Here is a 22244-nt window from a genome sequence, read left to right on the forward strand (position 1 = left end):
GAAATAGCCGGCCATTCTACCTGGATTCGCGTTTGACGCCAAACCACTGATGATACCAACGGGGCATTAATTGTCCGCGCAGGCTGTAAACCCTCATTTTACCCTGTCGAATAGTGACGCTTATCTGGCCCGACTGGCCGGTGTCGAGCCAGTTAAATCCGGTTCGCTGATAATTTTCCAGCACGCTTTTTGCCGGCATGTGCCATGCGTTGTAGCGTGCCAGAGAGGCAATCGCTGTGTTGCCCGCCGCGCTGCGCAACAGCAGCGGGGTTGAGGAGGTGCGGCTGCCATGATGCGGCACCTGCAGGATATCGACCCTTAGACGCTGCTTCTCCAGCACCACCAGCTGCCGCTCCGCGATTGCCTCAATATCGCCGGTTAACAGCAATCTGACCTGACCATCATCAACGATGATGACACAGGAATCGTTGTTGTCGCCACGGGTCGGCAGGGACAATGGCCAGAGAACGTTAAAATGGAGCTGGCCCCAGCGCCATTGCGTACCGCGTACGCAGGGCAAATGGGCGTTGTTTGCCAGCGCGCTGCGCACTTTAACCGCAGGCCAGCGCGCGGTTATCGCCGCCAGTCCACCGCTGTGGTCGAGATGTTTATGACTAAGAATGACCTGCTGTAGCCGCAGCTGCTTGCGCTCCAGCCAGGGGATAATCACCCGGCTGCCAGCGTTGTCGCTCTGCCAGCGCGGACCAGTATCATAGAGTATCGCTTCATTGCCCTGACTGATCACCATACTTAAACCGTGACCGACATCCAGCATATCGATGCGCCATCCCGGCTCCTGCTTCGGCTGGCGACTCATTATTATCGCCAGCGCAATTGCACTGCTGCTCAGAGGCAGGGAGAAGAACAGCTGGGTTCGCCATAGGATCAGACCGCCCCATATCAGCACCGCGAAAAAAAAGGTGCCATGCAGTGGCCACCAGCCTGGCGGCAAGGCTGTCAGAGACTGCAATAGTGCCCGTAATGACAGATCGGCAGCCTGCCAGAAGAGTACCGATAACGCCGGTAGAGGCAGCAGCATAGCGATAAGAATCAGCGGCACGGTAACAAATGACACCACCGGAACGGCTACCACGTTAGCAATCAGTGCAGTCAGGCTGAGGCCATTAAAGATAGCCACCTGCAGCGGTGCCATCAGCACCAGCATTCCCAGTTGAAGATGGAGCAGTTGCACCGGCAACCAACGGCGTTGATGACGGAACCGGCGGGAGAGCGGGAACCAGTGATACCAGATCAGCAGCATGGCGACAGCCAGCGTCGAGAGCCAGAAGCTTTCCGACAGCACGGTCAGGGGATCGAGGATTAGCAGCAGCGCTACGCAATATGTCCAGACCTGCCAGCTATTGAGCTGAATGCTGGCAATACGGGTAAGCGTCCAGAGCGTCAGCGCCAGCAGTGCACGCTGCGCTGGCGGATGCACCCCCGACAACCAGGTGTAGAGCGCAGCAAACAGCCAGCTGACTAACAGTGGAAAACCGTAACTGATATAGCGGGCCGGCAGCACAGATTGCACTCCGCGTGCCAGCAGCCAGCCGCTGCCAGCCGCCAGCGCAATATGCATGCCTGAAATCGCCATCAGATGAGCGGTACCGGTATCACGCAACAACTGCCGCGTTTCGCGGCTCAAATCATCACGAATGCCGAAGGCCAGAGCCTCTAATGTGGCATGCGACGGTAAAGCGGCTGTCTGTTTGCGATGCCACAGGATGAATCGCCAGCGCCAGTTACACCGACTCTTCTCCGCAACCTGTTGAAGAATACGCCCCTGTAACGGCGTATTATTCGCCAGCGCAAAACGCTGAGCATCAAAATCGCCCTCATTCAGCCGGGCATGAACCGCCCGCAGTCGTAATCGCATTGTCCAGCGCTGGCCGGGACAAAACTGTTCAGGGTCGGCATCGAAATAAAGCCAGGCAAAACGGGGCGGAAACAGCCTGCGTTCGCCCTCTTTCAACAGGCGAACCCTGATTTGCCTGCTCTCCTTTTTCAGTTCGATAATATGGATGCTATAGGTTGCTGGTCGTGCGGCATGATGCTCAATATCCCTGATCATTAGCCTTGCATCGTTACACGCCCATGCCAGCAGCAGCAGGGCGAGGCCGGTTATGCGCAGGGTTTGCAGGCGACATTGCAGTAATACGATCCCTGCCAGCAGCAAGCCCAGAATGATTTCCACGGCAGGAAGCCGGGCGATAAACAGTAAAGGCAGCGTAGCCATAATGGCCAGCCGGGCTACAACCATCCATGTCAGCATAATCACATCCATCCTGATGAATATGTTTATTCTGAACGGTTTGTGTCGGCGTTAAAGCAGGTAATCAGACAGTAGCGAGCGGTATCGCATTAATTCGCAGGGGGGGCGGAACGGGTTGCACCAATCCGGATGTCAGCGCTGAGAAATAGCGGGCAAAAAAAACGACACCCGGAGGTGTCGTTTGTCTGGTTCGGTATCGGCTTAGCCGTAGATGTTTGCGCGATCGCGCAGCTCTTTGCCTGGCTTGAAGTGGGGAACGTATTTACCTTCCAGATCCACTTTGTCACCCGTTTTCGGGTTACGACCCGTGCGCGGAGCGCGATAGTGCAAAGAAAAGCTGCCGAATCCCCGGATTTCGATGCGTTCGCCCTGTGCCAGCGTCGTGGCCATGTGCTCGAGCATCTCTTTTACTGCATCCTCAACGACTTTCGCCGGTATATGAGTATGCTGTCCCGCCAGTCTTTCGATCAGTTCTGACTTGGTCATGTAACCTCCGGTTTATCCCTCTGGGAATGTATGACAGCTTTTACCGAAACCGGGTGGTTGCCCACCCGGTGCTTCAGGTCGATTACTCGCCTTTAGCCGCTTTGAACGCTTCAGCCATAGCGTTAGAGAAATTGCCTTCTTCCTGTTTGGTGTTAACAGTATTGATGGCTTCTTTCTCGTCAGCCTGGTCTTTCGCACGGACAGACAGGCTAACCACACGGTTTTTACGATCAACACCGGTGAATTTAGCTTCAACGTCGTCACCAACGCTCAGAACCAGAGTGGCATCTTCAATGCGATCCAGTGAAGCTTCAGAAGCGCGCAGGTAACCCTCAACGCCGTCTGCTAATTCAACTGTAGCACCTTTAGCATCAACAGCAGTTACTTTGCCGTTAACGATAGCGCCTTTCTTGTTCAGCGTGATGTAGTTGTTGAACGGATCTTCTGCCAGTTGCTTAACGCCCAGAGAGATACGCTCACGCTCTGCATCGACCTGCAGTACAACGGCAGCGATTTCGTCGCCTTTTTTGTACTCACGAACGGCTTCTTCGCCAGTCGCGTTCCAGGAGATGTCAGACAGGTGAACCAGACCGTCGATGCCGCCGTCCAGGCCGATGAAGATACCGAAGTCAGTGATTGACTTGATTTTACCTTCAACGCGATCGCCTTTGTTGTGTGTCTCAGCGAACTGCTGCCATGGGTTAGATTTACACTGCTTCAGACCCAGGGAGATACGACGACGCTCTTCGTCGATGTCCAGAACCATAACTTCAACCACGTCGCCTACGTTAACAACTTTAGACGGATGGATGTTTTTGTTGGTCCAGTCCATTTCAGAAACGTGTACCAGACCTTCAACACCTTCTTCGATTTCCACGAAGCAGCCGTAATCAGTCAGGTTGGTTACACGACCGGTCAGGCGGGTGCCTTCCGGATAGCGCTTAGCGATAGCCACCCATGGATCTTCGCCCAGCTGTTTCAGGCCGAGGGATACGCGGGTACGCTCGCGGTCGAACTTCAGCACTTTAACAGTGATTTCGTCGCCCACATTGACGATTTCGCTTGGATGCTTAACGCGCTTCCAGGCCATGTCAGTGATGTGCAGCAGGCCGTCAACGCCACCCAGATCAACGAATGCACCGTAGTCAGTCAGGTTCTTAACGATACCTTTGACTTCCATGCCTTCCTGCAGGTTTTCCAGCAGCTGATCGCGCTCTGCGCTGTTTTCGGATTCGATAACCGCACGACGTGAAACCACGACGTTGTTGCGTTTCTGGTCCAGCTTGATTACTTTGAATTCAAGCTCTTTGCCTTCCAGGTGCAGTGTATCGCGCACCGGACGAACATCAACCAGTGAACCTGGCAGGAACGCACGGATACCGTTCAGCTCAACTGTGAAGCCGCCTTTAACTTTGCCGTTGATAACACCGGTAACAGTTTCAGCGTCTTCGTAAGCTTTTTCCAGCGTGATCCATGCTTCATGGCGCTTAGCTTTCTCACGGGACAGCAGGGTTTCACCGAAGCCGTCTTCCACTGCATCCAGAGCAACATCAACTTCGTCGCCAACCTGGATTTCCAGTTCGCCGGCTGCGTTCTTGAACTGCTCTGCAGGAATTGCAGATTCAGATTTCAGACCCGCATCAACCAGAACGACATCTTTGTCGATAGAAACGACGATGCCACGAACGATAGAACCCGGGCGGGTTTCGATTGTTTTTAAGGATTCTTCAAATAGTTGAGCAAAAGATTCAGTCATATTGATAATCTTCAGGATTCTTCAATTTAACGTCCATCTGACTTCATGTCGGATGGGGTTGTTTCACATGCCCGGCACCGGATCCGTGGTACAGGGTGATAAATTCAGTTAAGCCGTAATGCCCAGCTTTTCCCGGGCATAGTGTAGCGCTTTTTCAATGACCTGATCGATAGACATTTCAGTAGAGTCCAGAACCAGTGCATCGCCAGCAGCTACCAAAGGCGCAATTGCGCGGTTACGATCGCGGTCATCACGCTCTTTTATCTCGGCTAAAAGGCGATCAAAGTTAACATTAAAGCCATTATCCTGCAACTGTAGCATACGGCGCTGGGCACGCTCTTCCGCGCTGGCATCCAGGAAAATTTTGACCGGCGCATCCGGGAAAACCACGGTACCCATATCGCGACCATCGGCAATAAGACCTGGCGCGTCGCGGAAACCGCGCTGACGGCGCAGTAACGCTTCACGTACCCGTGGGAAAGCCGCTACGCGGGAAGCCGTGTTGCTGACCTCCTGAGTACGAATTTCGCTGGTAACATCTTCACCTTCCAGAATCACCTGCATCTCGCCGTTTTGTGACAGAAAGCGCACATCCAGATGTGCGGCAATCGGCACCAGTGCTTCTTCAGATTCGATATCCACCTGATGATGTAACGCTGCTAATGCCAGCACGCGATAAATTGCGCCAGAGTCCAGCAGATGCCACTGCAAGGCTTCCGCCATTGCTTTGCACAGGGTCCCTTTTCCCGCACCACTTGGCCCATCGATAGTTATGACCGGGGCAGTTACTGTCATTATTCCCTCCTGTTGCTGCGCGCTTTTCGGCCAGTTGGCCATCGTTAATGACTAGCATTATACGCTGCCCAATCCAGCTTGGTTACCCTTTCGCACTGACGGTGTTAATAATTCCAGGTAAATCAGAGGATCTCTGCCGCAACACGGCCAGATAATATGAGGATTCCCGGTGCGGTATCGCACCGGAGATGAGGCATCAGGCAGGCTGACTGATTTTTGCCAGCTGAGCGAAGTAGTCGGGGAAAGTTTTCGCCGTACAGCCCGGATCGAGAATAGTGACCGGGGTATCAGAGAGCGCAACTAACGAAAAACACATCGCCATACGGTGATCGTTATAGGTGCCTATGTCCGCATGAAGCAGCGTCGCCGGCGGTGTAATCCGGATAAAGTCGTGGCCTTCTTCCACTTCCGCACCGACTTTACGCAGTTCAGTGGCCATCGCGCTCAACCGATCGGTCTCTTTCACCCGCCAGTTATAGATGTTACGCAACTGAGTGGTTCCCTCGGCGAACAGCGCAGTGGTGGCAATGGTCATGGCCGCATCCGGGATATGATTCATGTCCATATCGATGGCCTGTAACTGTCCGGCCGTGCAGGCAATATAATCGTCGCCCCACTCAATCTGCGCGCCCATTTTTTCCAGCACATCGGCAAAACGGATATCGCCCTGCACGCTGTTGCGACCAATCCCGGTCACCCGTACCGTTCCACCTTTGATAGCGGCAGCGGCGAGGAAATAGGAAGCCGAAGAGGCATCACCTTCAACCAGATAGTCGCCCGGTGACTGGTAGTGCTGCTCTCCTTTAATCAGGAAATGCTGATAGTTCTGGTTTTCAACCTCAACGCCAAAGCAGCGCATCAGGTGCAGCGTAATATCGATGTAAGGTTTCGAAACCAGTTCACCTATGATGCTAATGTGGGTGTCCTGCTCAGCCAGCGGTGCAGTCATCAATAACGCCGTCAGGAACTGACTGGAGACGCTGCCATCCACGCTGACATCGCCCCCGGTAAACCCCCCGCGTAAACGCAGCGGCGGATAATCCTGATTCTCCAGATAGTCAATATTGGCACCGCCCTGGCGTAATGCATCGACCAGATGCCCGATTGGGCGCTCTTTCATTCGCGGTTCGCCAGTCAGTTCAATATCCTGCTGACCCAGGCATAACGCCGCGGCCAGCGGACGCATCGCGGTCCCCGCATTCCCCAGGAACAGCGAGAGAGGCTGATCGGAATGCAGCGGGCCGCCCTTTCCCGTGACTTCACACACCCGGCGATCGCTGGAGAGCGTGTAGCTTACTCCCAATGCGCTAAGCGCGTTCAGCATGTGCTTAACATCATCGCTGTCGAGTAAGTTGGTCAGACGGGTGGTGCCTTTAGCCAGTGCCGCCAGCAATAATGCACGGTTTGATACGCTCTTAGATCCAGGCAGATTTACCGTGCCGTTGACGTGCGCGATGGGTTGGAGAGTCAGGGAGTCCTGCATGTGAAACGAAATCCTCAAATAATACGAAGACCTCGCCAACTGACGAGGTCTGGCATCAGCATTGATGCTGATATGTCATTAATCAGCCGTGACGGCGTTCAAAATCAACCATAAAGTCGGTCAGCGCCTTAACGCCTTCCAGCGGCATGGCATTATAGATAGAAGCACGCATGCCCCCTACTACCCGGTGTCCTTTCAGCGCATGCAGTCCCGCCCTGAATGACTCTTCAAGGAACACTGCATCCAGCGACGCATCAGCCAGCTGGAAAGGGATATTCATGCGTGAGCGGTTTTCTGTCGCCACGTCATTGCGGTAGAAACCGCTGTGATCAATCACGCCATAGAGCAGGTCAGCTTTGGCCTGATTGATCCGGTCAATCTCAGCCACGCCGCCTTTTTCCTTCAGCCATTTGAATACCAGGCCAGAAAGATACCAGGCAAAAGTTGGTGGGGTGTTGAACATCGAATCGTTGTCGGCCAGCACCTTGTAATCAAGGATTGATGGCACTGACGCCTGCGCCTGACCTAACAGATCTTCACGCACAATCACCAGCGTTAAGCCTGCAGGCCCGACGTTCTTCTGCGCACCGGCATAGATCACGCCATAGCGGCTGACATCAATCGGGCGGGACAGAATAGTAGAGGAGAAATCTGCGACCACTGTTTTGCTGCCAAAGTCAGGCTGCTCGTCGATCGCAATACCGTCGATGGTTTCGTTCGGACAGAAGTGCAGATAAGCAGAGGCGTCGCTGACATCCCATTCCCGCATCGGCAGAATCGCACGTTTACCGTCGCGTGTGGTTTTGACATCCAGGGTGCGCGGGGAGCAATACTTCTGCGCTTCTTTTATGGCGCTGTGCGCCCAGTAGCCGCCATCAGCATAGTCAGCCGATGACGCATTGCCCAGCAGGTTGCCCGGCACGGCAGCAAATTGCGCGCGCGCCCCGCCGTGGCAGAATAATACTTTGTAATTGGCCGGTATTTTTAGCAGATCACGGAAGTCCTGCTCCGCTTCTTCGGCGACCTGAATAAATTCTTTGCTGCGGTGACTGATCTCCATTACGGAGGTTCCCAGGCCACGCCAGTTTGTCAGCTCTTGTTCTGCACGACGGAGCACTTCAACCGGCAGCATCGCTGGGCCGGAGCTAAAATTATAAACTTGCGTCATTTCCCCTCACCACTGTCATATCGAACGGTTATGAATAACTTACCGGTTTTATCACTGCATCCTGATGGCTGCAATCATAAATCGGGTGGCGGTCACATTTTCCGAATCCGTCGCGCCGAAGGTTATATTACCAATGTAAACCAACACAAAATTTTGTGAGGCTTCGTCCAGCCTGCCCAATTGCCGTTTGGTCTGACAGCCTGGGTGATGAACACTAAGCCGGTAAAATTATCCCGCCTTGATAGCGGATCGTTGGCAAAATCCGTATCATTGCGCGCTTTACGCACCCTATGACAACTGAGAGAGCGGCACTATGACGCAAACATTTATCCCGGGCAAAGATGCCGCGCTGGAAGACTCCATTACCCGTTTCCAGAACAAGCTTCAGGACCTTGGCTTTAATATTGAAGAGGCCTCCTGGCTTAATCCTGTTCCCCATGTCTGGTCTGTGCATATTCGTGACCGCGATTGTCCGTTGTGCTTCACGAACGGTAAAGGAGCCAGCAAGAAAGCGGCCCTTGCCTCTGCGCTGGGTGAATATTTTGAGCGTCTCTCAACGAATTATTTCTTTGCTGACTTCTGGTTAGGAAAAAATATCGCCAATGGCGATTTCGTTCACTATCCCAATGAAAAATGGTTTGCGCTGCCGGCCGATGAATCGCTGCCAGAAGGCATTCTTGACCCGCGCCTGCGGGCTTTTTACGACCCGGATAATGCGCTGACCGCCGCAGAATTGATTGATCTGCAGTCCGGCAATGCTGAGCGTGGCATCTGTGCCCTGCCCTTTACCCGTCAGTCCGATCAGCAAACCGTCTACATTCCGATGAACATCATCGGCAACCTCTACGTCTCTAACGGGATGTCAGCGGGCAACACCGCTAATGAGGCACGGGTTCAGGGACTGTCAGAAGTTTTCGAGCGCTACATCAAAAACCGCATCATTGCGGAAGCCATCAGCCTGCCAGCCATTCCGGATGCCGTGATGCAGCGTTATCCTGATGTGGTCGAGGCGATTGCGCGCCTGGAAGCGGAAGGTTTCCCTATCTTTGCTTATGACGCCTCACTGGGCGGCAAATATCCGGTCATCTGTGTGGTCCTGTTTAATCCGGCAAACGGCACCTGTTTCGCTTCGTTCGGGGCCCATCCTGATTTTGGTGTGGCGCTTGAACGTACCGTTACCGAGTTATTGCAGGGTCGCAGCCTTAAAGATCTGGATGTGTTCACGCCGCCAACCTTTGATGATGAAGAAGTGGCGGAACACGCCAATCTCGAAACGCACTTCATCGATTCAAGCGGCCTGATCTCCTGGGACCTGTTTAAAGAGACGGCGGATTACCCGTTTGTTGACTGGTCCTTCGCTGGCACCACGGAACAGGAATTTGCCACGCTGATGGCGATCTTCGCGGCTGAAGATCAGGAAGTTTATATTGCTGATTATGAGCATTTGAGCGTCTATGCCTGCCGCATTATCGTACCCGGCATGTCTGACATCTATCCGGCGGAAGATTTGCTGCTGGCGAATAACAGCATGGGCGCAGGTATGCGGGAAACCCTACTGGCTCTCCCTGACAGCAACTGGAATCCGGAAGAGTATCTGGATCTGATTGGCCAGCTCGATGATGAAGGCTTTGATGACTTTACCCGCGTCCGTGAACTACTGGGGCTGGCGACCGGTAAAGATAACGGCTGGTATACGCTGCGTATTGGCGAGCTAAAAGCGATGCTGGCAATGGCCGGAGGCGACCTGGATCAGGCATTGATCTGGACGGAATGGACAATGGAGTTCAACAGTTCCATCTTCACACCTGAACGTGCCAACTACTATCGCTGCCTGCAGACGCTACTTTTACTGGCGATGGAAGATGAGCGCGACCCGCTGCAGTATCATCATGCGTTTGTGCGCATGTATGGCACAGAAGCAATGGAAGCCGCTTCCGCAGCCATCAGTGGTGAAAGTCCGTTCTATGGCCTTCAGGCGGTTGATGAGGAACTGAAAGCGTTCCCGGCACACCAGTCTCTGCTGGCGGCCTATGAAAAACTGCAGGCTGCAAAGCGTCGTTACTGGCAAAGCGCATAATCAATTCGCGCTGAGCTGTAATATGTGACGCCCCGGCTGCCGGATAATTCGGGAAATGGGGCGTTATTTTTAAGAAACATTAGCCTGATTAAGACTTTTTAGCGTCACAACACTTCATAATAATTAACATGTCACCCGACAATAAATTACATTCGCCGATTGAAAAGATGGCGCCAGTCATTTTTATTAAAATATATTTGTATTTTTAAAATTTTATTTTATTTTTTATTTATCAATATATTACGAGATTTTAATGCCTCTTAAATCAATCACAACCGCTGCCGCTCCGGCAAACATGATCCAAATCAATTACTGACCTATACTCCTTTGTTAGTATTTTTTCAGACAACTTATGGAGTAAGTTAGTGTGAAAGCTGACAACCCTTTTAATCTTTTATTACCGGCCGCGATGGCGAAAGTTGCTGAAGATGCGGGTATATACAAAGCGACCAAACATCCTTTTACTACCTTCTTTCTGGCAATAAACGCTGGCATATTTATCTCCATCGCATTTGTTTTTTATATCACAGCCACCACCGGTACCGCCGCAATGCCCTATGGCATCGCCAAATTGATCGGCGGGATCTGTTTCTCGCTGGGTTTGATGCTGGTTGTGGTTTGTGGTGCCGATCTTTTCACCTCTACCGTGCTGATCGTAGTGGCCAAAGCCAGCGGACGTATCAGCTGGGGTCAGCTGGCCCGCAACTGGATCAACGTTTATATCGGCAACCTGGTGGGGGCACTCTTTTTTGTCGCATTGATGTGGTTTGCTGGTCAGTACATGGTGGCTAACGGTGCCTGGGGTTTAAACGTCCTTCAAACCGCTGACCATAAAATGCATCACACCTTTGTAGAAGCCGTCTGTCTGGGGATCCTGGCGAATCTGCTGGTTTGCCTGGCTGTCTGGATGAGTTATTCAGGCCGCACGCTCACCGATAAGCTGGTGGTGATGATATTACCGGTTGCAATGTTTGTTGCCAGCGGCTTCGAGCACAGCATTGCCAATATGTTCATGATTCCGTTTGCGATTGTGATTCGTGACTTCGCCACTCCTGAGTTCTGGCAGGCGACCGGCACCACTGCCGCACAGTTCCACTCGCTCTCGGTCAGTAACTTTATTTTTGACAACCTGATTCCTGTCACCCTCGGCAATATTATCGGCGGCGGTGTCCTGGTCGGGTTGACCTACTGGATCATCTATCTTCGCGATGGTGACCAGTCACATTAACTGCATTTTTGACGGCGCAAGCATCATCGGCGCCCGACCGTAAAGTCTCCTCATATAAGGCAGGTATATTATGACCGAACTTAATGCAAAACTGGCTTCAGCCTGGGAAGGATTTGCTGAAGGCGAATGGCAGAATAGCGTCAACGTACGCGACTTCATCCAGAAAAATTACACACCGTATGAAGGTGATGAGTCTTTCCTGGCGGGCCCAACCGAAGCAACCACCAAATTATGGGAAAGCGTGCTCGAAGGCATCAAAATTGAGAACCGCACCCACGCACCGGTAGATTTCGATACCGACCTGGCGTCAACCATTACCTCCCATGACGCGGGCTATATTATCAAGCCGCTGGAAAAAATTGTTGGCCTGCAGACCGAAGCGCCACTGAAACGCGCCATCATTCCTTATGGTGGCATCAAAATGGTTGAGGGTTCATGCAAGGTTTATGGCCGTGAACTCGATCCTTCTCTGAAAAAAATCTTCACTGAATACCGTAAAACCCATAACCAGGGTGTATTCGATGTTTATACCCCGGATATTCTGCGCTGCCGTAAATCAGGTATTCTGACCGGCCTGCCTGATGCCTACGGTCGTGGCCGTATCATTGGTGACTACCGTCGCGTGGCGTTGTACGGTATCGATTATCTGATGGCGGATAAATTCTCTCAGTTCGCCTCACTGCAGGAAGATTTAGAGAATGGCGTGAATCTGGAAGCGACCATTCGTCTGCGTGAAGAGATTGCTGACCAGCATCGTGCGCTGGCCCAGATTAAAGAAATGGCAGCAAAATATGGCCATGACATCTCCGGCCCGGCGACCAATGCGATGGAAGCCGTGCAGTGGACTTACTATGGCTACCTGGCTGCAGTTAAATCACAAAACGGTGCTGCCATGTCATTTGGCCGCGTCTCAACCTTCCTTGATGTTTACATCGAACGTGACCTTAAAGCCGGCAAACTGACTGAAGAACAGGCACAGGAACTGATTGACCATCTGGTGATGAAACTGCGTATGGTCCGTTTCCTGCGTACGCCGGAATATGATGAGCTGTTCTCAGGTGACCCAATCTGGGCCACTGAATCACTGGCAGGTATGGGCGTTGATGGCCGTACCCTGGTATCAAAAAGTACGTTCCGCTTCCTGAATACCCTCTACACCATGGGTCCTTCACCAGAGCCGAACATGACCATTCTATGGTCTGAAAAACTGCCGATTAACTTCAAAAAATATGCCGCTAAAGTTTCTATCGATACCTCATCTTTGCAGTATGAGAACGATGACCTGATGCGTCCTGATTTCGACAATGATGACTACGCCATTGCCTGCTGTGTCAGCCCGATGATTGTCGGTAAACAAATGCAGTTCTTTGGCGCACGTGCCAACCTGGCGAAAACCCTGCTCTACGCAATCAACGGCGGCGTGGATGAAAAGCTGAAAATGCAGGTTGGACCGAAAGGCGACAAAATCAGCGACGACGTGCTGGATTTCGACACCGTCATGGAGCGTATGGATCACTTCATGGACTGGCTGGCAAAACAGTACGTGACTTCGCTGAACATCATTCACTACATGCATGATAAGTACAGCTACGAAGCGGCACTGATGGCGCTGCACGATCGTGACGTTTACCGTACCATGGCCTGTGGTATCGCGGGTCTCTCCGTTGCTGCGGATTCACTTTCTGCGATTAAATATGCCAAGGTGAAACCGATCCGCGACGAAGATGGTCTGGCCATCGACTTCGATATCGAAGGCGAATATCCACAGTTTGGTAACAACGACCCACGGGTTGATGACCTGGCCTGTGATTTGGTTGAGCGCTTCATGAAGAAAATCCAGCAGCTCAACACCTACCGTCATGCCGTACCGACGCAGTCTGTCCTGACCATTACTTCCAACGTGGTTTACGGCAAAAAAACCGGTAATACGCCTGATGGACGTCGTGCTGGCGCGCCATTCGGACCAGGTGCTAACCCGATGCACGGTCGCGATCAGAAAGGTGCCGTCGCATCTCTGACCTCAGTAGCGAAACTGCCGTTTGCCTATGCGAAAGATGGTATCTCTTATACCTTCTCAATTGTGCCGAACGCGCTGGGTAAAGATGATAACGTGCGTAAAGCCAACCTTGCCGGTCTGATGGATGGTTACTTCCATCATGAAGCCAGCATCGAAGGCGGGCAGCATCTGAACGTCAACGTGATGAACCGTGAAATGCTGCTGGACGCGATGGAGCATCCAGAGAAGTATCCTCAGCTGACTATTCGTGTTTCTGGTTACGCTGTACGTTTCAACTCGCTGACCAAAGAGCAACAGCAGGATGTGATTACCCGTACCTTTACACAGTCACTGTAATCACCCCTCCGTTCGATAAAAAAGGCTCCGCAGGGAGCCTTTTATTCAAAGTCTGCTCTGTTGGTGATCTCAGTTGAGGTCACAACCAGAATCGATTTCCTGCCCTGAGCGCAACAGAGATTGCGCCGTCTGTCCCGGCAGACTCACTGGAGAAAACATCGCAATGTCAGTCAACGGTCGTATCCACTCGTTTGAATCCTGCGGTACCGTCGATGGTCCCGGTATCCGCTTTATCACCTTCTTTCAGGGCTGCCTGATGCGCTGCCTCTATTGTCACAACCGCGACACCTGGGATACCCACGGTGGCAAAGAGATCAGCGTCGAGGCGTTGATGGCGGATGTGCTCTCTTATCGTCATTTTATGAATGCCTCAGGCGGCGGCGTGACAGCATCGGGCGGTGAGGCTATTCTGCAGGCCGAATTTGTGCGCGACTGGTTCCGCGCCTGTAAAGCCGAAGGTATTCATACCTGCCTTGATACCAACGGCTTTGTCCGTCGCTACGATCCGGTGATTGACGAGCTGCTCGACGTCACCGATTTGGTGATGCTCGATCTCAAACAGATGAACGATGACGTTCATCAGATCTTGGTCGGCGTCTCGAATCATCGCACGCTGGACTTTGCTCGCTATCTGCAGAAAAAAGGCAAGCGCACCTGGATTCGCTTTGTCGTGGTGCCCGGCTATTCTGACGACGACGATACCGCACATCAGCTGGGTGAATTTACCCGCGATATGGAAAACGTGGAGAAGATTGAGCTGTTGCCCTATCACGAACTGGGCAAACACAAATGGATTGCGATGGGTGAAGAGTACAAGCTGGATGGTGTTAAGCCGCCCAGCAAAGAGACAATGGAACGGGTTAAAAATATTCTCGCCAGTTACGGCCATGAAGTTATGTATTGATTAAGTAAAAAATGCCTGTAAAAAAGGGAGCCCGCGGCTCCCTTTTTACTCTCTGGCAATCAGGCATGCGCCACCGGCGTAGCGTGATGATTAGCCTTACGTAACAGCATCACCAGATAGATCAGCGCCACCGCAGCGATCATCACAAACAGCAGCCGGTCAGAATAATTCTGCATCAGCATTGAGGTCATCGCTGGCCCCACCAGACTGCCAACGGTATAGCTCATCAACAGCGCCTGGTTCATCGCCACCAGTTCATGGTGTGCAACGGTTTCACAGGCCCACGACATGGCAACCGGATAGAGCGTAAAACCGGCCAGCCCCAGCACAAACAGTGCCGGTGCCATCGCAGCGCTGGTCAGCATCGCCATCGCGCCCAGAATCACCACAAACACCTGTACCCGTAACACCAGCATCCGGCCAAAGCGATCTGCCAGTCGGCCAACTGGCCACTGTCCGACAATACCTGCGCTGACCAGCAGCGCCATCCAGTAGCCGACATTGGCATCGCTCATTCCCTGATGCGACAGGTAGAGCGGCATCAGGCCATAAAGCGAGCCCAGAACGATACCTGAAATAATGCAGCCATTGATACCTAAGCGCGAACTACGACGACGCAGCATCGGCCAGATGCGCCCTGGGGCGGCTTCTGCTGTATCTCCACTGGCTGACACGCGGGTAAACACCAGCGGTAACACTGCACAAAATACCAGGCTGGTCACCCAGGGGATCACACTTAACAGTTCGGTCGACAGCTTACTGACCAGCAACTGCCCCGCTACGGTACCGAGGTAATAGACGATCATATACGCCGCCAGCAGTTGCCCACGGTTGCGCACCGTCCCGCTGCACAGCAATGCGCTCTCTACCACTACCCACATCAGTGCACAGCCCACACCGGCGACAAAGCGCAGCGAGCTCCACGCCCAGAAGCCATCCATTATTGCCAGGCAGATAGTGGCTATGGCAAACAGACCGGTAGCAAAGTAATAGCTACGGTTGAATCCATGCTGGCGGATTAACCAGCCGGCCAGCAGCGTCCCGGCCAGATTACCGGTGTAGTAGGATGAGCTGACGATACCTACCTGCCAGGTTGTCAGTAAGTCATGGGTCAGCCACAGCGGAACCAGGGTGTTAAGCACGGCAATGGAGACGGTCATTAACAGCAGGCCGCAAAGCAGCAATATCACAGGGCGTGACCAGGTTGACATAGGGGAAAAAACCAAAACAAATGAAGGAAATTGCGCGCAGTTTGCCATTGGCTTTTTTAAAGTCAATGGCCGGGAATTTCCCGCAGCACATTTTGCTGTGTGACAATTTAATTTACTAATCTTCAGTGGGTTACAGCAGGACGAAGCGGCAGGACAATAAAAGCTATCTCTATGAAAAACCGCATTTTTAAGCCATTCAACCGAATGACTATCGATAACGTTTATTTGTGATAACCAATAAAACGAATTAATCCTATTCTGGAATGGCGGACATAAAAAAACCCGGCCAAAGCCGGGTTGATCAAAACGCGATGACTTAGCCGATAATTTCAACGCCGTTCATGTAAGGACGTAAAACCTCAGGCACGACAATGCGGCCATCCTGCTGCTGGTAGTTTTCCAGCACCGCCACCAGCGTACGGCCAACAGCCAGGCCAGAGCCATTCAGGGTATGAACCAGACGAGGTTTCTTTTCCTGTTTGCTGCGGCAGCGTGCCTGCATACGACGCGCCTGGAAGTCGCCCATGTTGGAGCATGAGGAGATTTCGCGATAGGTATTCTGCGCGGGTAGCCAGACTTCGAGATCGTAGGTTTTGGTCGATCCAAAGCCCATATCGCCGGTACAGAGTAAAACCTTACGATAAGGCAGGTTCAGCAGCTGCAGCACTTTCTCAGCGTGACCGACCAGCTCTTCCAGCGCATCCATCGACTGTTCCGGCGTGACGATCTGCACCATTTCGACTTTATCGAACTGATGCATACGGATCAGACCACGCGTGTCACGGCCGTAGGAACCGGCTTCAGAACGGAAACAGGGAGTATGCGCCGTCAGCTTAACCGGCAGACTCTCTTCTTCAAGGATCTCGTCGCGCGCCAGGTTGGTCAGCGGCACTTCAGCGGTCGGGATCAGTGCATAGTGACTGCTGTCTGATTCCTCTTCCAGCGGACGGGTATGGAAAAGATCTTCGCCAAACTTCGGCAACTGACCGGTTCCGTACAGCGTTTCATGGTTTACCAGGTAAGGGACGTAGGTTTCAAGGTAGCCATGCTGCTCAGTGTGAAGGTCAATCATGAACTGACTCAGCGCACGGTGCAGACGCGCAATCTGCCCCTGCATCACCACAAAGCGGGAACCGGTCAGCTTCACGGCGGCTGCAAAATCGAGCCCTTTAGCCGCTTCGCCCAGCTCTACATGATCTTTTACCTCGAAGTCGAACTGGCGCGGTTCGCCCCAGCGGCTGACTTCCTGGTTTTCGCTGTCATCTTTGCCCAAAGGCACTTCATCTGCCGGAATATTGGGCAGCGCCAGCGCAAAGTCACGAATTTGATTCTGCAGTTCATCCAGTTCTGCTTTAGCGGCATCCAGGCGTTCGCCCAGCGCATTCACTTCCTGACGCAGTGGCTCGATGTCTTCCCCACGTGCTTTGGCCTGACCGATGGATTTGGATCGGGCATTACGCTCAGCCTGCAGATTTTCTGTTTCTACCTGCAAGACTTTACGACGCTCTTCAAGCGAACGCAGCGTTTCCACATCCAGTTTAAATCCCCGGCGTGCCAGTTTTTCTGCGACTGCGTCTGGCTCGTTACGCAGCAGATTGGGATCGAGCATGCTTATCCTGTGTATTTAAAAGTTGATTGAAAGAAGGGACGCACTCCAGCGGAATGCGTTGAAAACCTTGACCACATTACCGTAACGTCTGTTTCAGCGGTAGCGTTTTGTCGGGCTATTTTGATCCTGCTCAGCCAGCCAGCTTAGCTTTTCGCCAATCTTACCTTCCAGCCCACGCTGCGTCGGAACATAATAACGTGCGCTGGCCATTTCGGGCGGAAAGTAGACCTCTCCGGCCGCGTAAGCGTTAGCCTCATCATGCGCGTAACGATACTCTTTACCCAGACCCATCTCTTTCATCAGTTTCGTCGGCGCATTACGCAGATGTTCCGGAACATCATAATCGGGATGATCGCGTGCATCACGCATCGCCGCTTTGAAGGCGGTGTAGACCGCGTTGCTTTTGGGGGCGCAGGCCAGATAGACGATTGCCTGTGCAATAGCGCGCTCCCCTTCAGCCGGTCCCACTCGGGTGAAACAGTCCCAGGCCGCAATCGCTACCTGCATACCGCGCGGATCGGCATTACCCACATCTTCAGAAGCAATTGCCAGCAACCGACGCGCCACATACAGCGGATCGCCACCAGCAGTGATGATCCGCGCATACCAGTAAAGGGCGGCATCCGGCGCGGAACCCCGTACCGATTTATGCAGTGCCGAAATCAGATCGTAAAAGCGGTCGCCTTTATTATCAAAGCGTGCCGATCGTTCACCTGAGACCTCATTCAGCAACTGCGGTGTCAGTTCGCGCTGGCCCGATGCGTTGGTTTCGGCCATGTCGGCCATCATCTCCAGCGTATTGAGCGCCCGTCGTGCATCGCCATTCACCAGCTCAGCGATCATCCGGCGGGTATTGTCGGGCAGCACAATGTCACTGTCGCCGTAGCCGCGCGCTTTGTCCTGCATTGCCTGATCCAGCACCTGCTCAATATCGTCGTGGGTCAGCGATTTCAACAGATAGACGCGGGCACGTGACAGCAATGCTGAGTTGAGTTCAAACGAGGGATTTTCGGTGGTCGCACCGATAAACGTGATGGTGCCGTCTTCAATATGCGGTAAAAACGCATCCTGCTGACTTTTATTAAAGCGGTGAACCTCATCCACGAACAGGATGGTGCGTCGCCCGACCTGTTTGCTCTGGCGCGCGCGCTCAATAGCCTCGCGGATCTCTTTAACGCCTGAGGTCACCGCAGAGATACGCTCTACATCGGCGTTGCCATAATGAGCAATAATTTCAGCCAGCGTGGTCTTACCGGTCCCAGGCGGTCCCCAGAGAATCATTGAGTGCAGATGGCCTGCTTCAATGGCACGCGGCAACGGCTTTCCGGTACCCAGCAGATGTTGCTGACCAATGTACTGTTTCAATGTTTCTGGCCGCATACGCGCGGCCAGAGGTTTGAAATTTTCAGTGGAAAAATCCAGGGACAGGTTACTCACTGCGACCTCACTGACGTTGGTCGTCCACCGTTACGCCTTTTGGCGGAGTGAACGTAAATTTATCCGGGCTGATTGCCCCATTCTGCTGACTTTTCAGTTGGTAATCGCTGCGCTGACCATCCTGCTCAATGGCGCTGAACCGGTTGATGGTGCCGCCTGGCGTTACCTGGATAGTGAACTGTTTCAGGTTGCCATCGCTGTTTTTAGGGGTCAGCTCGAAGTTGTCGCCCTGCTGTTTGATGTTGTACTGCTTCCAGTCATTAGACTGATTACGGGCGATCAGCATAAATGGGGTGTTGCTGGTGGCATTCTGCAGCAGGCTGACCGTCGCCTGTTCAACAAACGGATTGTAGAACCACAGTGATTTACCATCAGAGATTATGATGCTTTCATCCGGGGCGGTCATATGCCAGTTAAACAGGCTGGGACGTTTCACCCACAGCTCGCCTTCGCCATCCTGCACGTTAGCCCCGCTGCTGTCGGTCACTTTTTGTGTGAAGCTGGCATGGAAGCTGCTGACCTTATTCAGGCGCTGTTGCAGATCACTGGACGCATCAGCCAGTACGCTGGCTGAAGAAAAGGTGGCCAACAGGCCAAGAGCGATTATGCGTAATTTCATCTGCTTCAATTCCTTATTTAAACGTTCCCATGACTAACTCTCTTAAGCCTGGTCGCTATTCCGTTATCAGAACAGGAGAATAAACCGAAAGCATAGTCAGATATGGGGTTTAAACGCCTGAAAACAATGAGCCAGTCGAAACTGGCTCATTGATTAATGTTGCAAAACGTATCGTCAGTCGTCACATATCGTGTGGCGGTGGCGACAGGACTTCACGGTTACCGTTGTGGCCTGGTGCAGAAACAATGCCCTGCGCTTCCATCTGCTCAATGATTCGTGCAGCCCGGTTATAGCCAATACGGAACTGACGCTGAACGCCTGAAATCGAGGCGCGACGTTTATCGACAACAAAGCCCACCGCCTGGTCAAACAGCGGATCCAGTTCTTCATCACTGTCGATGCCACCGCTACCTTCGCTCTCTTCGCCCGCCGTGATGCTTTCGATATATTGCGGACGTCCGCGCGCTTTCCAGTCCTGAACCACCGCATGCACTTCCTGATCACGGACAAAGGCACCGTGAACACGCACCGGCATCGACGAGTTCGGTGGCATATAAAGCATGTCACCCATGCCAAGCAGCGATTCTGCACCGCCCTGGTCAAGGATAGTACGGGAGTCGATTTTGCTGGATACGGTAAAAGCAATACGCGTCGGGATGTTGGCTTTAATCAGGCCGGTAATGACATCCACCGACGGACGCTGCGTCGCCAGCACCAGGTGAATACCGGCAGCACGGGCTTTCTGAGCCAGTCGGGCAATCAGTTCTTCAACTTTTTTACCCACCGCCATCATCAGGTCGGCGAACTCATCCACCATCACCACGATATAAGGCAGTTTTTCAAGCACGGGTGGTGTCATGTCCATGCTGTCGCCCGGTTTCCAGAACGGATCAGGAATCGGACGGCCCATCGCTTCAGCCTGCTCCACTTTTTCGTTGTAACCCGCCAGATTACGTACGCCCAGCGCCGACATCAGTTTATAACGCCGCTCCATTTCACCCACACTCCAGCGCAGCGCATTCGCGGCATCTTTCATGTCAGTGACCACTTCTGTCAGCAGATGCGGGATCCTTCATACACTGATAATTCCAGCATTTTCGGGTCGATCATGATGAAGCGAACTTCTTCCGGCGTCGCTTTATACAGCATGCTGATGATCATGCGTTAACGCCCACCGATTTACCGGAACCGGTGGTACCGGCGACCAGCAGGTGTGGCATTTTCGCCAGGTCGGCCACCACCGGCTGACCTGCAATGTCTTTACCCAGCACCACTGCCAGCGGTGAAGGATTGTCGCGGAACTTAGGGCAATCCAGCACTTCGCGCAGATAGACCGTCTGGCGATGCTTATTTGGCAGCTCCAGACCCACATAGGGTTTGCCTGGGATGACCTCTACCACACGCACTGCGACGGTAGAGAGCGAGCGTGCTAAGTCGCGCGACAGGTTAGAGATGCGTGCGGCTTTAACACCCGGTGCCAGATCCAGTTCGAATCGGGTAATGACCGGACCCGGCGAGATGCCCACCACTTCGGCTTTCACCCGGTAATCGCCTAAGCGCGATTCAACCAGTCGGGCGGTCTGCTCCAGCGAGAACATATCAACCGGCTCTTCCTCTTCTGGCGGTGCGGTCAGCAGATCCAGCGAAGGCAGCGGAGTCGAAGGTTTTTCAAGCGGCTGTTCGTGACGCATCAGGAACGGATGAATCAGGCTTTCGTGCAATGACGGCTTTGATTCTTCGACTGGCGCGGCAGCAGGTGCCGTATAGGCAGGCTGCTCTGGCGCCGCAGCAACAGGCGAAGGATAAGCGGAGGCCTGTGGAGCCGCAGGTGCCGTATAAGCGGGCTGCTCTGACACTGACACCGCAGCTGGCGCAAATGCGGCGGGTGCCGGAACCTGTGCGGATGCCTGGGGTGATGAAACCTCACGCGTCTGCTGCCAGGGCTCATGCGAGGTGGCAGGCGCTTCTGGTTCAGGCGTGGCCGCAATGGTAAACAGCGGCTCGACCGGACCTTCATCCACCAGGTCCTTCATCGGTGAAAAGTCAAACGCAGACGCCGTATCCAGATTAAAGATCGGTGACTCTTTTTTCACTTCCGGCTCGTAGCGCTGCTGTTGCTGCTCGGCAAACTGACGGGCCAGAGCCGCCTGCTGTTGCGCCTCCTGCTCATCTTCGTCTTCCTGCTGCCAGCTGGCGCCATAGCGCTGCTGCTGCTCAGACTGGAACGCCTGACGCAGTTCGTCCTGCTGCAATGCCTCTTCCGCTTCGGCTTCGACAGCGGTAGTCGGTACATTATCTTCGTTTTTCGCTTTCTCTTCCGCCATACGCTGAGAGGGCAATTTAATGCCATACGAGGCCAGCTCACGGCGGGTCGGTAGTTTGACCGGATTTGGGCGCGGCAGGGCCGGACCGATTCCCTGCTTAACCTGCGGATTAAGGTTGGTCTCAGGCGCCAGATCGAACACTGGCGCAGTGCGCGTCGTTGCCTGAGCCGCAGCTGCAGCTGCCGCTGCAGTCGGCGCGGCTGGCATCGATGGCGTATCACGCCAGTTACCCATCTTAGGTTCATCATCATCATAGGCGCTGAATGACGGTGAAACAGGCGCTTCATCCGGCATTTCAAAGCGGTATAACGGAGGCGTTTCCGCTGGGGCGCTTTGCGCAGGCGAACGGGCTGCGGCAAACGCGGATTCAGTAGCGTGGCTGGCGGCTGGCGCAGGGGTTTGCGGCGCCATAAAGACCGGGGGATGCAGCAGGCTGCGACACGGGTGCAGCGGTTGCCGGGGTATTCGGCGCAACAGCTGGCGTCGCCGGTGCCGGAGGCGCAGACACGGCTGCCGGAGCGA

Annotated in this window: 15 protein-coding genes and 1 pseudogene; 5 read left to right on the forward strand and 11 right to left on the reverse strand. The window is 53.5% G+C overall.

Translation table 11 applies throughout. The features are described 5' to 3' along the window. Positions 1 to 16: 16 nt before the first annotated feature. The 6 genes from HA41_RS06820 to serC all read right to left on the reverse strand — a co-directional run bounded on the left by HA41_RS06820 (position 17) and on the right by serC (position 7960). Positions 17 to 2272, reverse strand: a complete 2256-nt coding sequence (locus HA41_RS06820; RefSeq protein ID WP_094120151.1) for a DNA internalization-related competence protein ComEC/Rec2 — start codon at positions 2270 to 2272, stop codon at positions 17 to 19. Between the two features lie 201 nt (positions 2273 to 2473). Further along, the gene (ihfB, locus tag HA41_RS06825) at positions 2474 to 2758 is read right to left on the reverse strand and encodes an integration host factor subunit beta (protein ID WP_003849360.1); all 285 of its coding nucleotides are present in this window, start codon (positions 2756 to 2758) and stop codon (positions 2474 to 2476) included. An 82-nt stretch (positions 2759 to 2840) separates the two neighbouring features. Beyond that, positions 2841 to 4514, reverse strand: coding sequence for a 30S ribosomal protein S1 (gene rpsA, locus HA41_RS06830; protein WP_031376639.1), 1674 nt, complete (start codon positions 4512 to 4514; stop codon positions 2841 to 2843). A 108-nt stretch (positions 4515 to 4622) separates the two neighbouring features. Next, entirely contained in the window at positions 4623 to 5309 is a 687-nt protein-coding gene (cmk, locus tag HA41_RS06835; RefSeq protein WP_094120140.1) for a (d)CMP kinase, read from the reverse strand. Positions 5310 to 5505: 196 nt separating this feature from the next. Then, positions 5506 to 6792 (reverse strand): 3-phosphoshikimate 1-carboxyvinyltransferase, encoded by a 1287-nt coding sequence (gene aroA, locus HA41_RS06840; protein ID WP_094120141.1) that lies wholly within the window; start codon positions 6790 to 6792, stop codon positions 5506 to 5508. An 82-nt stretch (positions 6793 to 6874) separates the two neighbouring features. After that, positions 6875 to 7960: a 3-phosphoserine/phosphohydroxythreonine transaminase gene (serC, locus tag HA41_RS06845; protein WP_094120142.1), complete on the reverse strand. Its 1086-nt coding sequence runs from the start codon at positions 7958 to 7960 to the stop codon at positions 6875 to 6877. Positions 7961 to 8273: 313 nt separating this feature from the next. Between serC and ycaO the strand changes: the two genes are divergently transcribed. From ycaO to pflA, 4 genes are all read left to right on the forward strand, one after another. Continuing rightward, positions 8274 to 10037: a 30S ribosomal protein S12 methylthiotransferase accessory factor YcaO gene (ycaO, locus tag HA41_RS06850; RefSeq protein ID WP_094120143.1), complete on the forward strand. Its 1764-nt coding sequence runs from the start codon at positions 8274 to 8276 to the stop codon at positions 10035 to 10037. A gap of 367 nt (positions 10038 to 10404) precedes the next feature. Then, a complete protein-coding gene (focA, locus tag HA41_RS06855) occupies positions 10405 to 11265 on the forward strand; it encodes a formate transporter FocA (RefSeq protein ID WP_094120144.1) in 861 nt (286 codons plus the stop codon). Between the two features lie 70 nt (positions 11266 to 11335). Continuing rightward, the gene (gene pflB / locus HA41_RS06860; RefSeq protein ID WP_094120145.1) at positions 11336 to 13618 is read left to right on the forward strand and encodes a formate C-acetyltransferase; all 2283 of its coding nucleotides are present in this window, start codon (positions 11336 to 11338) and stop codon (positions 13616 to 13618) included. A 163-nt stretch (positions 13619 to 13781) separates the two neighbouring features. Beyond that, a complete protein-coding gene (gene pflA, locus HA41_RS06865) occupies positions 13782 to 14522 on the forward strand; it encodes a pyruvate formate lyase 1-activating protein (RefSeq protein ID WP_094120146.1) in 741 nt (246 codons plus the stop codon). Positions 14523 to 14581: 59 nt separating this feature from the next. Here pflA and HA41_RS06870 read toward each other — a convergent pair whose 3' ends face one another. Then, positions 14582 to 15733 carry an MFS transporter gene (locus HA41_RS06870; RefSeq protein WP_094120147.1) on the reverse strand — a complete coding sequence of 384 codons (1152 nt, stop codon included), beginning with the start codon at positions 15731 to 15733 and terminating at the stop codon, positions 14582 to 14584. Here HA41_RS06870 and HA41_RS21045 point away from each other — a divergent pair. After that, the gene (locus HA41_RS21045; protein WP_162287203.1) at positions 15669 to 15836 is read left to right on the forward strand and encodes a hypothetical protein; all 168 of its coding nucleotides are present in this window, start codon (positions 15669 to 15671) and stop codon (positions 15834 to 15836) included. The two genes, HA41_RS06870 and HA41_RS21045, sit on opposite strands and share 65 nt — an antisense overlap. Positions 15837 to 16049: 213 nt before the next feature. On the opposite strand, the gene serS is transcribed toward HA41_RS21045, so the two are convergent. The 4 genes and pseudogenes from serS to HA41_RS21340 form a co-directional block, all read right to left on the reverse strand. Next, positions 16050 to 17342 carry a serine--tRNA ligase gene (gene serS / locus HA41_RS06875; protein WP_094120148.1) on the reverse strand — a complete coding sequence of 431 codons (1293 nt, stop codon included), beginning with the start codon at positions 17340 to 17342 and terminating at the stop codon, positions 16050 to 16052. 93 nt (positions 17343 to 17435) lie between these two features. Beyond that, positions 17436 to 18779, reverse strand: a complete 1344-nt coding sequence (locus HA41_RS06880) for a replication-associated recombination protein A (protein WP_094120149.1) — start codon at positions 18777 to 18779, stop codon at positions 17436 to 17438. Positions 18780 to 18786: 7 nt separating this feature from the next. Beyond that, positions 18787 to 19398 (reverse strand): outer membrane lipoprotein periplasmic chaperone LolA, encoded by a 612-nt coding sequence (lolA, locus tag HA41_RS06885; RefSeq protein WP_094120150.1) that lies wholly within the window; start codon positions 19396 to 19398, stop codon positions 18787 to 18789. A 181-nt stretch (positions 19399 to 19579) separates the two neighbouring features. Beyond that, positions 19580 to 22244, reverse strand: a pseudogene (locus tag HA41_RS21340) (DNA translocase FtsK); the annotation flags it as partial.

The sequence above is a fragment of the Pantoea conspicua genome (assembly GCF_002095315.1).
Classification (GTDB): domain Bacteria; phylum Pseudomonadota; class Gammaproteobacteria; order Enterobacterales; family Enterobacteriaceae; genus Pantoea; species Pantoea conspicua.